Genomic DNA, 12,692 nt, shown 5'->3' with positions numbered 1-12,692 from the left:
GGCACGGCGCGGCGCGCCAATTGCCCCTACAATCCCTTGTGCCCCGACCCCCTTTGACGGAAGAAAGCGCTCATGAATGACTTCCAGTTCCAGGAGATGTTGCCGCTCGGCAAGGACGAAACGCCCTACCGGCTGCTCACCAAGGAAGGCGTGTCCACCCTGGAGGCCGGTGGCAAGACGTTCCTCCAGGTGGAGCCCGAGGCCCTGTCGCTCCTGACGCGCGAGGCCATGAAGGACATCTCGCACCTGCTCAGGCCCGGCCACCTGGCCCAGCTCGCGAACATCCTGAAGGATCCCGAGGCCTCGGCGAACGACCGCTTCGTGGCGGTGGAGCTGCTCAAGAACGCCAACATCGCCGCGGGCGGGGTGCTGCCCTCCTGCCAGGACACGGGCACCGCCATCGTGATGGGCAAGAAGGGCCAGTACGTGCTCACGCGCGGAGGCGACGAGGAGGCGATTGCCCGGGGCGTGTTCGACACGTACCGCACCGCCAACCTGCGCTACTCGCAGATGGCCGCGCTGGACATGTACAAGGAGGTCAACACCGGCAACAACCTGCCCGCGCAGATCGAGCTCTACGCGACCGACGGAGACGCCTACAAGTTCCTCTTCATGGCCAAGGGAGGCGGCTCGGCGAACAAGAGCTACCTCTTCCAGGAGACCAAGGCGCTGCTCAACGAGAAGAGCCTGCTCGCGTTCCTGGACGCGAAGATCCGCGCGCTGGGCACCGCGGCGTGCCCGCCCTACCACCTGGCCATCGTCGTGGGAGGTACCTCGGCCGAGTACGCGCTCAAGACGGCCAAGTACGCCTCGGCGCGCTACCTGGACACGCTGCCCACCGAGGGCAACGCGCTGGGCCGGGGCTTCCGGGACGTGGAGCTGGAGAAGCAGGTGCTCGCGCTCACGCAGCGCACGGGCATCGGCGCGCAGTTCGGCGGCAAGTACTTCTGCCATGACGTGCGCGTCATCCGCCTGCCCCGCCACGGCGCCTCGTGCCCGGTGGCCATCGCCGTGTCGTGCTCGGCGGACCGTCAGGCGCTCGGGAAGATCACGAAGGACGGCGTCTTCCTGGAGCAGCTGGAGGCGGATCCGGCGAAGTACCTGCCGGAGACGACGGAGGCGGACCTGGCGGGCGAGGTGGTGAAGATCGACCTGCGCCGGCCCATGGCGGACATCCGCGCGGAGCTGTCGCGCTACCCCATCAAGACGCGCCTGTCGCTCACGGGCCCGCTGGTGGTGGCGCGCGACATCGCGCACGCGAAGCTCAAGGAGCGCCTGGACCGGGGCGAGGGCATGCCCCAGTACCTCAAGGACTACATGGTGTACTACGCGGGCCCGGCGAAGACGCCGGAGGGCTACGCCTCGGGCTCGTTCGGCCCCACGACGGCGGGCCGCATGGACGCGTACGTGGATCAGTTCCAGGCGGAAGGGGGCAGCCATGTGATGCTGGCCAAGGGCAACCGCTCGTCCGCCGTCACCGAGGCCTGCAAGAAGCACGGCGGCTTCTACCTGGGCTCCATCGGCGGCCCCGCGGCGCGGCTCGCCAAGGACTGCATCACGAAGGTGGAAGTGCTCGAGTACCCGGAGCTCGGCATGGAGGCCGTCTGGAAGATCGAGGTGGTGGACTTCCCCGCCTTCATCGTCGTGGACGACAAGGGCAACGACTTCTTCGCGAACATCAACAAGCCCGCGAAGAAGTAGGGCTCAGTGCTTGAGGCCCGCCACGTGCTGGGTGGGCATGTTCTCCAGCCCGTGGGCGAGCTGGAAGGTGTAGCGCACCCGGGGGGCGGACTTCGTGCCCCCGAGCACCTTGAAGAGGAAGGCGCCGCGGTCCACGTTCTCCGGGTCCGGAAGCACCTGCACGTGCATCAAATCCGTGGTGTCGAGCACCATCTCGCCCACCAGCCGCTTGCCCAGGATGAGCTGCACCACGGGCGTGCCGTTGTCCTCGGAGAAGAGGACCCAGTGCAGGGCCTCGGCGTCATAGAGCCAGGACTCCTCGGTGCCGACACTGAGGATGCAGTTGGTGTGGTCCAGGACCCAGTCCCAGAAGCGCTCGAAGGGGAGCGTGACTCCCGTTTCCGTCTCGATCGACATACCCCTTCACATAGCGCAGGTCGGGCCCCGGGGGGCATGGCCAATGTGGGAGGACGAGGCTCAGGCCGACTTCCGGCGCTCGGGCAGTTGGACGAGCAGCCGCTCCAGCTCGTCCGGCTTCACGGGCTTGACCATGTGCAGGTCGAAGCCCGCCTCCATGGCGCGCGTGCGGTGCTCGCCGCTGTAGCCCGTGAGCGCCACCAGGAAGACGTCCTGTCCGCCCTCGCTCTCGCGAATCCTGCGCGCCACCTGGAAGCCATCCATCCCCGGCAGACCCAGGTCCACCAGCGCCACGTGGGGCCGCTGCGAGGGGAAGCGCTCCACCCCCTTGAAACCGTCCTCGGCCACCTCCACCTGATGGCCCCACATCTCCAGGAGCTCGCGCAGCACCTCGCGCGTGTCCTCGTTGTCCTCCACCAGGAGCACCCGCCGCGCGCTCATCCGGGCCGGAGCCGCGCCGCGAGGCTCCACGGGCGCGGGCAAGGCGTCCTCGGCCGCCAGCGGGAGGACCACCCGGAGTTCACTGCCCCGGCCCTCGCCCTCGCTGTGCGCCGTCACGCTGCCGCCATGCAGCTCCACCAGGCGCCGCACCAGGGTGAGTCCGATGCCGAGTCCTCCCCGGGAGCGATCCAGCTGCTGCTCGCCCTGGACGAAGAGGTCGAAGACCCGGGCCGACAGCTCCGGGCTCATGCCGATGCCCGTGTCCTTCACGCGCAGGTAGGCCCGGCGTCCGCGCACATCGCGCTCCACCGCCACGCCGACGAAGACGACCCCTCCCTCGGGCGTGTACTTGCGCGCGTTGTCGAGCAGGTTGGACACCACCTGCTCCAGCCGCGTGGCGTCTCCGTTGAGCCACAGGCCGTCCACCCCGGGCAGCTCCACTTCCAGGGAAAGGCCCTTGTCCTCGAACGACTGCCGGCGCGCATCCACGCTGTGCTGCACCACCTGGCGCAGGTCCACCCGCGCGCGCCGCAGCTCGATGTGGCCGCGGTTGAAGCGCGAGACATCCAGCAGGTCATCCACCATGCGCGCCATGTGCTGGCTCTGCCGTGCCATGACGCGCAGGGCCTTGGACTCGGAGCCGGGCGAGCGCGTGGTCTCCGCCAGGTGCAGGGAGTTGACGATGGCGGCCAGGGGGTTGCGCAGCTCGTGCGCGAGCATGGCGAGGAACTCGTCCTTGCGCCGGTCCGCCTCGGCCAGATCCGCCGCCCGCTGGCGCAGGGCGTCCTGCAGCTCGCGGTGGGGCGTGATGTCCGTGAGGATGCGCACCGCGCCCGTCAGCGTGCCCTCCCCGCTCCGCACGGGCGTGGCCGCCACGCGGTACCACCGCGAGCTCAGGCACACCGTGGCCTCGTCGCGGCAGTCCAGCGCCTCACCGCAGCTCGGGGGCAGCTCGGCGCCAGCGCTGCTCTCCCGCATGAGCGCCGAGAAGGAGCGCCCCAGCACCTGCTCCGCGGACAGCCCGAAGAGGGACAGGAAGGAGCGGTTGGCGCGCATCACGCGGCCGTCCCCGTCCAGCAGGCACACGCCGTCCCCCAGCGAGTCGAACGTGGACTGCCACTGCAGGGCCGCGTCCCGCGCTTCATCCTCGGCCCGGCGCATGCGCAGGAGCGAGCGCACCGTGGCGAGCAACTCCGAGGAGTCCACCGGCTGGATCAGATAGCCATCCGCGCCGCTGTCCAACCCCTCCACCTTGTTCTCGATGCGGATGTAGTTGGCCGACAGGTGCATGACGGCGATGCCCGCCGTGCGAGGATCCGACTTGAGGCGCCGGCACACCTCGATGCCATTGAGGTCCGGCAGCTTCACGTCCAGGATGGCCAGGTCTGGATTCACCTCGGCGGCCAGCCGCAGCGCCTCGGCGCCCGTGCCGCCTTCCACCACCTGGAAGCCCGCGGCGCGCAACAGCCGCGTCACCGTGTACCGGTTGGCCTCGTTGTCGTTGATGTTGAGGAGGATGGGTTCACGGTGAGACACGCGGGTGCACTCCTCGGGGTCCAGACAGGGGGGGGCGGCGGGGAATTCATCATGCCCGTCGGGCGGCACCGGACAAGGCCCGGTGAAGAAGCTCGGAGGCCACGTCGCGAGTCAGTCCACTCTTCGAGAGGATGCCCACCGTGTGGGGAAGCAAACGTCCGCGCTCCTGCTCGGTCAGGGAGCGGCTGGTATGGATGATGACGGGAATATCCCGCGTATCCTGCTGGCGCCTGAGCGCGTCCAGGACGTCGAAGCCATCCATCCCGGGCAGTGACAGGTCCAGGATGATGGCGGAGGGTTTCATTTGTCCCGCAAGCCGCAGGCCCACCGGCCCCGACTCGGCCTCCTGGAATTGGATCTGCGGCTCGGCCAGCATGCGCTGCAACAAATAGCGGACGACCTCGTCATCCTCGATGATGAGCACCGTGCGGAGACGCGACGCCTCCTCGGGCGGTGGGGGAGCAAGCGTTTCATTCTCTTCCTCGCCTGGCTGCTGGGTGTAGTCGCGAGCCACCGTCACCCGGAAGGTGCTGCCCCGGCTGGGGTGGCTCTCCACGGTGAGCGAGCCGCCCAGGAGTTCCGCCATGCGCCGCGACAGGGGCAGCCCGAGCCCCGTGCCCTTGACGCCTTGTTGGTGGGGACCTTCCACCTGGACGAACTCCTCGAAGATGCGCTCCTGATCCTGCGGGGCGATGCCCACTCCGGTGTCATGCACGGAGAACACCACCGTGCCGCGGCGGCCCAGCGCCACCGAGACCCGCACCTCACCGTGGCGGGTGAACTTGAGCGCGTTGGACACGAGGTTGCGCAGGATCTGCGACAGCTTGCGCTCGTCGGTGTGCAGCTCCGGCATCCCCGGGGTCTCCTCGAAGACGAGCGACACCCCCTCGTTCACCCGCAGGGGCCGGAGCATCCCGCGCAGCGAGCCGAACAGCTCCGACACGGAGAAGCGCGTGGGGAGCACCTCGGAGCGGCCGGATTCGATCTTCGCCAGGTCCAGCAGATCGTCGATGAGCTCCTGCAGGGCCTCGCCGGACTTGCGGATGAAGACGACCTGCTTTTCCTGCTCGGAGTTGAGCGGTCCATCCAACCGCTCCAACAGCAGGCGCGAGAGGTTGACGACGGAGCTGATGGGCGTGCGCAGCTCGTGGCTGATGTTGGAGATGAAGCGCGTCTTCATGTCCGAGGCGCGCCGGAGCGCCTCGGCCTTCTCCTCGAGCTCGGCGTAGAGCGCCACCACGCCCCGGTTGGTCTCCTCCAGCTCGCGGTTGAGCCGGTCCACCTCGGCCTTGCGCGACTGGAGTTCATCCAGGATGCGCACCAGCTCCTCGTTCTGCCGCGCCAGCTCGTCCGACACGCTGGCGCGCCGCTGCCGTTCCAGGTCCATCTGGAGGGTCTTCAAGGCGCCGGGAGAGGGCACGGCGCGAGGCAGACGCTGGGCCAGCTCCAACAAGAGCCACTCCTCGCCCTCCCGCCGCACCACCACGCGCTCCATCAGCCGCTGCGCGGGGACGAGCGCGGACCCCGGCCGAAGCGCCTGAGGAGAATTCCCGGAGACCAGCCCCTCGGTCGACGCCGGAGCGCGCACGCGCACGAGCAGCGAGGGCGGCTGGGACTCCTCCAGGAAGAACTCGATGTGGCCCTTGGCCTGGGCCGAGGCGAGCCGGGCCACCTCGGAGATGGCGGTGGCGATGCGCACCTGATCCTGCGCGTCGAAGCCCATCACCTGGGCGATGTGCCGGCCTCGCTGCCGCGTGTTCACCACGTCCTGGCCCGTGCGCAACTCGGACTGGAAGAGCGAGGAGATCACGGGGAGAGACCCCCGGAAGCAGCCGCCGCCACCAGCACCGTCGCGTCGTCCCGGCCCCGGTAGAAGTCGCGGTAGAGCACGCCGGCCAGCAACGCCGGGTGGTGGGCGAGCAGCCGGGGATAGCGGTCCACGCGCCACTGGGTGGCCAATCCGTCCGAGCACATCACCAGCCGGGAGGCCGGACCCCAGCCGTAGGAGAACGACTGCAAGCGGCTCATCTGATGGCCGAGCGTTCCATTCATGGACACCAGCCGTTGAGTCCCCGACGGGGCGATGATCGCCGCGGAGATGTTGCCCACGCCCACGAACTCGAGCTTCGCGTCGTGCGGGCGCAGCTCGGCGAGCGCCACCGCGGCGCCCCGGGTGCTGCGCATCTCCTCATGCGCGCCCCGCATCACCTGGAGGAGGTCGGCACCACTCTGCTCCAGGAAGGACACCACCGCCGCGCGAGAGGCCCGGGCCGCGTCGGGCCCATGGCCCAGCCCATCCGCGACGAGGAAGCGGTAGCGGCCCGCCGCGGGGTCCACGCAGTCCACGGACCAGGCATCCCCACACACCTCCTCGCCCGCCATGGCCACGCACACGGCGCCCACGTCCATGGACGGCCGCGGAGGAGACTTGTCCGCCCACAGCCGGGCGAGCACCGCCGTGCCCACGCCGGGCTGGGAGTAGATGTCGAAGGTGGAGGCCATGCGCCGCATGGCGCCCAGGCCCGAGCCCCCCGTGCCCGCCGTGGTGTAGCCGTCCTGCATGCAGCGCTCCACGTCCGCCATGCCCGGACCCTTGTCCACCGCGAGCACTTCCACGCCCACGTGAGGACCCTCGTGCAGGGCCCGAAGCAGGAGGAGGCCCTCGCGCGCATGGGCGACGAGGTTCTTGGCCGCCTCGCTCGTCACGAGCGCCACCTTGCCCGCGGCTTCTTCCTTGAAGCCCAGACGCTCGGCCAGGGCGGCGGCCGTGCGGCGGGCGTGGCCCGCCTGGCTGCTCTCCGTGACGGGGAGGGCCGTGGTGCTCACTTCCATCGCGTCACCGTGACTCGAGTCCCCTCTCCCACCTTGCTGACGATCTCGAACTCGTTCACCAACCGCTTCGAACCGCCCAGCCCCAGCCCCATGCCGCCTCCCGAGGTGTACCCATCCCGCAGCGCGAGTTCCACGTCGGGAATGCCCGGTCCCCGGTCCTCGAAGGACAGCCGCAGCCCCTTGCGCAAGCCGTCCTGGAGCATGTGGAAGGTGACCTCCCCGCCGCCCCCGTAGTCCAGGGTGTTGCGGGCCAGTTCACTCGCGGCCGTCACCATCTTCGTTTGTTCCACGAGACTGAATTTGAGTTCGGCCGACCACGTTCGCACCGCCTGGCGCACGAGCACCAGGTCCTGGGACGAGCGGATGGGCATCACCTCACTCCTCAAGGATTGCATCCGAGACCTCGATCGCAGCCTCGTCGGCCTCGATGGAGGCCTGTAGCAGCGCCATACCCTTCTCGAGGTTGAGCGCGGTGCGGATGCCGGGCAGGGACATGCCCAGTTCCACCAGGGTGATGGCCACCGCCGGCTGCATCCCCACCACCACCGTCTGCGCGTCCAGCACGCGCGACATGGTGGCGATGTTGCCCAGGATGCGTCCGATGAACGAATCCACGACTTCCAGGGAGGAGATGTCGATGAGGACACCCCGAGCGCCTGTCTCGACGATCCTCGCCGTCAGGTCGTCCTGGAGCGCCATCGCGATCTGGTCGTGCATGTCGACCTGGATGGTGACAATCAGGATCCGCCCCATGCGGAGGATGGAAATACGCTCCATAGGTAGAGACCCTGGCTAGCCCTTGCTCGCGGTGGCGGTACGCGCGAGGCCGGGAGAAGTGTTGACGCTCTGATTGAGCCGCTTGAGCGCCCAGCTGAACGCACCGGCCAGGCTGGACTTGGTCACCACGCCGGACAGGTCCACGCCCAGGTGGACGATGGTCTGGGCGATCTGCGGCCGGATGCCGCTGATGACGCACTCGGCGCCCATGAGGCGGGTGGCGGTGACGGTCTTGATGAGGTGCTGGGCGGTGAGCGTGTCCACGGTGGGCACACCCGTGATGTCCAGGATGGCGATCTCCGCGCTCGTCTCGACGATGCGCTGCAACAGCGTCTCCATCACCGTCTGGGTGCGGCCACTGTCCAGCGTGCCGATGAGCGGCAGGGCCACGATGCGATCCCACAACTGAACCACGGGCGTGGACAGCTCCATCATCTCCTGCTGCTGGCGGTGGATGACCTCCTCGCGCGTCTTCTGGTGCACCTCGGTGGTGAACAGGCCGAGCCTGTCCAGCAACAGCGTCGCGCTCCACAGCTCATCGGCCAACACCTGCGGCTCGCGGGACCACTCGCGGCGCAGCGCGCTGAACAGGGGCAGCTTGAAGCTGAAGATGAAGGTGGCCGTCTCGGTCGGCGTGAAGCCCTGCAGACTGCGGGAGCGGGACAGCCGCTCGAGCAATTCGCGCACGGGGGTGAAGAGGGACGAATTGATGTCCGTGGTGCCCCCCTGCTGGGTCGCTTGCGACAGCAACCGGAGGAACTCGGCGCACTGCTCGCGCAGCTCCCCCTCCTTCATCAAGGCATCGCGGCGCGCGCCGCTGTTCGCCATCGCCGCGAGCCACTCGCTCTGCAACTCGGATGTATGATTCTTGAGGATGTCGTGGATACGGGTGCTCAACATGGCTCTCCTGTCGAGCAGGCTCTAGCATACGGGCACGGAGAGGGCGCCAGGGCGAAGGCCCCCGTCCCAGTCCTCCCGTCGGGACTGTTCAGTGAACGATAGGGCTTCCGGGTTTCATCCCAGCAGCCACATCAACAGGAAACCCACGGCGAGCGCGACGAGGAACAAGCCTCCGGCGAGCCACCAGGTCCGGGGTGATTCCACGTCGGGTGCGAGCCCGTCGTCCTGGGCTTCCTCGGGGGCACGCACCAGCCCCGAGCCCTGGCCGTGCTCGGCCACCACGGATTCATGGGAGGTGAGGTCCACGTCGAAGGCGACCCGGACCTCGCGTGAAGTGGATGACTCCTGGGAGGCGGGGTCCACCAGCACGACCTGGGAGGAGGGCAGGAAGTCCGCGGGGACCTCGAGCGCCCGGTGCTCGAAGGCGAGCGCCGTGGGGGGAGCGAAGGCGGGCATTTCCTTCTCCGTGAGGGGGCGGCGCAGGGTGGAGCGGCCGCGCAGCAACTCCTCCAGCACCCCATCCTCCACCGTCTTCTCGCGCGCGAAGGCCTCGGCCATGAGCCGCGCCAGGTCCGCGTCGTCCACGCCGGGAGCGAGCGTTTCGCGCGACGCGCGCAGGGCCCGGGCGAGCGCCAGGGCGTCCGGGTAGCGGGCATCGGGCTCGGTGGCCAGCGCCTTCATCACCACCGCGTCCAGGGCCGGCGGCAGGCCCTCGCGGTGTTGGCTCGGAGGCGTCCAGTCCGGGTAGGCCGCGCGGCGCCAGCGCTCGACGACATCCCCCTGTTGGACAAGCGGTTGCCAGGCGAGCAACTCCCAGAGCACCACGCCCGTGGCGTACACGTCCGCGCGCCGGTCCACCCGCTGTTTGCGCGCGTGCTCGGGCGCCATGTACGCGAGGCTGCCCATCACCACGCTGGGGGCCGTCTGGGCCTCCTTGAGGGTGGACTGCGCCGCGCCGAAGTCGATGATCTTCACCTCGCCCGCGTAGGAGATGCACACGTTGGCCGGGGACAAATCCCTGTGCACCAGGTGCAACGGGTGGCCCTGCTCGTCCGTCACGGCGTGCGCATGGGCGAGCCCCTGACACATGCGCTCGCCCACGAGCAACGCGAGCCCCACGGGCAACACCCGGCCCTGTTTGCGCAGGCGCCACATGAGGCGGTTGAGCGTCTTGCCCGCCACGTACTCCATGGCCAGGTAGAGCTCGCCCTGCACCTCGCCCATGTCCCACACGCGGGCGATGTTGGGATGGGACAGGCGCCGCACCACGCGTGCCTCGTCCCGGAAGCGGGCGAGGAACTGGGCGTTGCCGGCGAGCCCCGGCAGCACCTTCTTCACCACGCAGGCGCGGCCGGGCTTCTCCTCGCGCGCGAGGAATACCTCGCCCATGCCCCCATACCCGATGCGCCGCACCAGGGTGTAGGGGCCGAAGGAGACGGCCCCGGGCGCCGGGGCCTTCGCGTCAGGCGGCGGTCCCAAGCGCGCGGAACGCCCGGCGAGCCGCCCGGAGGATGTGCGCCACCTCGGGCTCGTTGATGGACAGGGACAGGAAGGCGGACTCGAACTGGCTGGGCGGCAGGTACACGCCCTCCTCCAACATCTGGTGGAAGAAGCGGCCGTAGCGCGCGGTGTCGCTCTTCTTCGCGCTCGCGTAGTCGAACACCGGGCCCTCGGTGAAGAAGACGGTGAACATGCTGCCCACGCGGTTGATGGTGACGGGCACGCGCGCCTCCTCGGCCTCCGCGCGCAGCCCCGCCTCCAGCTCCCGGCCAATGGAGTCCAGCCGCTCGTAGACGCCCGGCGAGCGCAGGGCCTGGAGGCTCGCCAGACCCGCGGCCACCGCCACGGGGTTCCCCGACAGCGTGCCCGACTGGTACACCGGCCCCTCGGGAGCCACCTTGGACATGACGTCGCGCCGCCCGCCGTAGGCCGCCAGCGGCAGGCCGCCGCCAATCACCTTGCCGAAGGTGCTCAGGTCGGGCCGCAGGCCATACACCTCCTGCGCTCCGCCCCGCGCGAGCCGGAAGCCCGTCATCACCTCGTCCAGCACGAAGAGCACCCCGTGCGCCCGGCACAGGGCCTGGAGCCCCTGCAGGTAGCCCTCCTCGGGGATGAGCACGCCCATGTTGCCCACCACCGGCTCGATGATGGCGCAGGCGATGTCCTTGCCGCGCTCGGCGAACAGCTTCTCCACCGCGCCCAGGTCATTGTAGGGCGCCGTCAGCGTGAGTCCCGCCACCGCCGCGGGGACGCCCGGCGAGTCCGGCAGGCCCAACGTCTCCACGCCACTGCCCGCCTTCACCAGGAAGGGGTCTCCCGCGCCGTGGAAACAGCCCTCGAACTTGAGGATGTAATCACGCCCCGTGAAGCCTCGCGCCAGCCGGATGGCCGCCACCGTGGCCTCCGTCCCACTGGAGACGAGCCGCACCTTCTCCACGCTCGGCACCGTGGCGCAGATGAGCTCCGCGAACCGCACCTCCGCCTCCGTGGGCGCGCCGAAGGACGAGCCCAGGCGGGCCGCCTCGGTGATGGCCGCGACCACCGGCGGCCACGCATGTCCCAGGATGAGCGGACCCCAACTGCCCACCAGGTCCACGTACCGGTTGTTGTCCACATCCGTCAGCCACGCGCCCGCGCCTTCCTTGAAGAAGACAGGCTCGCCACCGACACCACGAAACGCGCGCACCGGAGAGTTCACCCCTCCCGGGATGGTCTCCTGCGCACGGGAGAAGAGGGCCTTGCTCTGGGAGTGGTTCATTCTCAATCCATAACACGGCGCCCCCTCTCCCTTGGACTTCCACCACCCTCCGTGAATGGCTTGCTTCTATTCGTATACTCGTCTACACATTAACTTCACTTACAGTCACAGGACTGTTTATAAGCAGAGGAGAAAATTCCACCGCACCGGCTTCGTGAGCGCTCGTCCAGGTCCACGAATCCCCTGGGCGAGAACTGGGCGGCACCGGCAGCCCCACCGCACCCTCCGTGTCCTCGGGAAGGAAGTCCCCGAGCACCCTGAGGCCCGAGCGAGGGCACCGGCACTCCACGGATAGGACCTGGAGGCTGGGCTGGATGGCTGAAAGAGGGCCGGGACGGGGACATCCGGGGGGAAGGCCTCCGCCCCGGCCTTCTCCCACGACGCCTGGCGGAGGGGACGGCTAGGCTCACGCCCCCATGCTCCACCTCACCCAGCGCCGGACCCTGACTCTGCGGGAGCCGGAGACCCCTGGAGGTCCCGCGCACGTGTCCGCCGCGAGCGGCCTCGTGCGTGTCGGCTCCTGGCTCCACGTGGTCGCGGACGACTCACTCTTCCTGGCCACCTTTCCCCTCGAGGGCGAGTCGCCGGGCGACACGTGGCGCGTCCTCCCCGGGCAACTCCCGCTCGAGCCTCGCGAGCGCAAGGCGCGCAAGCCGGACCTGGAAGCGCTCTGCCTGCTCGCGGCCATGCCCGGCGCGCCGAATGGAGCGCTCCTGGCGGTCCCCTCGGGCAGTGCCCTGACACGCCATCAGGGCGCGCTGGTGCCGTTGGGGGCGGATGGGCGCCCGGACGGAGCGGCGCGGACGGTGGACTGGCGCCCCGTCCATGAACAGCTCGCGCGGGAGCTGGGGCCGCTCAACATCGAGGGCGCCGCGGTATCGGGCGCGCGCCTGCGCCTGCTCCACCGGGGCAACGGCGACGGGGGGACGGACGCGGTGGTGGACCTGGACGCGGGACGGGTGCTGCGCGCGCTGGAGGCGGGAGCCCCCCTCGGGGCGGATGTGGTGCGCACGGTGCGCCGATGGGAGCTGGGCAAGGCGGGCGCCGTGCGGCTGAGCTTCACGGATGCCTCCCCGCTCCCGGACGGCCGCATCGTCTTCACCGCCGCCGCCGAGGACACGCGCGATGCGTACCAGGACGGCGCCGTCCTGGGCTCGGCGGTGGGCGTGCTGGCGCCGGATGGCTCGCCCTTGTTCCTCGACGGCGTGGACGCGAAGGTGAAGCTGGAGGGCGTGGACGCGCGCGTGGAGCGGGGGCGCATCCACCTGCTGCTCGTGGCGGACGCGGACGACCCCGCCCGGGCCGCGCCCCTCTTCGAGGCGGTGCTCGCGGGCGTACCGGGCTGACGCCG

The 12,692-nt window shown here is 69.6% G+C and carries 11 protein-coding genes; 2 read left to right on the top strand and 9 right to left on the bottom strand.

What is annotated here, in order from left to right:
• Positions 1–72: 72 nt before the first annotated feature.
• Entirely contained in the window at positions 73–1,701 is a 1,629-nt protein-coding gene (locus MEBOL_RS19335; protein WP_095978828.1) for a fumarate hydratase, read from the top strand.
• A gap of 3 nt (positions 1,702–1,704) precedes the next feature.
• On the opposite strand, the gene MEBOL_RS19330 is transcribed toward MEBOL_RS19335, so the two are convergent.
• The 9 genes from MEBOL_RS19330 to hemL form a co-directional block, all read right to left on the bottom strand.
• A complete protein-coding gene (locus tag MEBOL_RS19330) occupies positions 1,705–2,097 on the bottom strand; it encodes a hypothetical protein (protein WP_095978827.1) in 393 nt (130 codons plus the stop codon).
• Positions 2,098–2,157: 60 nt separating this feature from the next.
• Positions 2,158–4,074 carry a hybrid sensor histidine kinase/response regulator gene (locus tag MEBOL_RS19325; protein ID WP_095982873.1) on the bottom strand — a complete coding sequence of 639 codons (1,917 nt, stop codon included), beginning with the start codon at positions 4,072–4,074 and terminating at the stop codon, positions 2,158–2,160.
• 49 nt (positions 4,075–4,123) lie between these two features.
• A complete protein-coding gene (locus MEBOL_RS19320; RefSeq protein WP_095978826.1) occupies positions 4,124–5,884 on the bottom strand; it encodes an ATP-binding response regulator in 1,761 nt (586 codons plus the stop codon).
• Positions 5,881–6,906 carry an ATP-binding SpoIIE family protein phosphatase gene (locus MEBOL_RS19315; protein ID WP_095978825.1) on the bottom strand — a complete coding sequence of 342 codons (1,026 nt, stop codon included), beginning with the start codon at positions 6,904–6,906 and terminating at the stop codon, positions 5,881–5,883. The genes MEBOL_RS19320 and MEBOL_RS19315 overlap by 4 nt, the downstream gene beginning before the upstream one ends.
• Positions 6,897–7,277, bottom strand: coding sequence for an anti-sigma regulatory factor (locus tag MEBOL_RS19310; protein ID WP_218920928.1), 381 nt, complete (start codon positions 7,275–7,277; stop codon positions 6,897–6,899). Before MEBOL_RS19310 ends, MEBOL_RS19315 begins: the two co-directional genes overlap by 10 nt.
• 4 nt (positions 7,278–7,281) lie before the next feature.
• Entirely contained in the window at positions 7,282–7,683 is a 402-nt protein-coding gene (locus MEBOL_RS19305; RefSeq protein WP_095982872.1) for an STAS domain-containing protein, read from the bottom strand.
• A 15-nt stretch (positions 7,684–7,698) separates the two neighbouring features.
• Complete coding sequence (locus MEBOL_RS19300) at positions 7,699–8,583, bottom strand: STAS domain-containing protein (protein WP_095978823.1); 885 nt, start codon at positions 8,581–8,583, stop codon at positions 7,699–7,701.
• 114 nt (positions 8,584–8,697) lie between these two features.
• On the bottom strand, positions 8,698–10,062 hold the full coding sequence (locus tag MEBOL_RS19295) for a serine/threonine-protein kinase (protein WP_245919907.1): 1,365 nt from the start codon (positions 10,060–10,062) through the stop codon (positions 8,698–8,700).
• Positions 10,046–11,341, bottom strand: coding sequence for a glutamate-1-semialdehyde 2,1-aminomutase (hemL, locus tag MEBOL_RS19290; RefSeq protein ID WP_095978822.1), 1,296 nt, complete (start codon positions 11,339–11,341; stop codon positions 10,046–10,048). Before hemL ends, MEBOL_RS19295 begins: the two co-directional genes overlap by 17 nt.
• Before the next feature lie 416 nt (positions 11,342–11,757).
• Between hemL and MEBOL_RS19285 the strand changes: the two genes are divergently transcribed.
• Positions 11,758–12,687 carry a DUF6929 family protein gene (locus MEBOL_RS19285; protein ID WP_095978821.1) on the top strand — a complete coding sequence of 310 codons (930 nt, stop codon included), beginning with the start codon at positions 11,758–11,760 and terminating at the stop codon, positions 12,685–12,687.
• The last annotated feature ends 5 nt before the right edge of the window (positions 12,688–12,692 follow it).

The sequence above is a fragment of the Melittangium boletus DSM 14713 genome (assembly GCF_002305855.1).
Classification (GTDB): domain Bacteria; phylum Myxococcota; class Myxococcia; order Myxococcales; family Myxococcaceae; genus Cystobacter; species Cystobacter boletus.
Note: the sequence above shows the minus strand (reverse complement) of the source record. Positions and strands in the feature narration are given on the sequence as shown.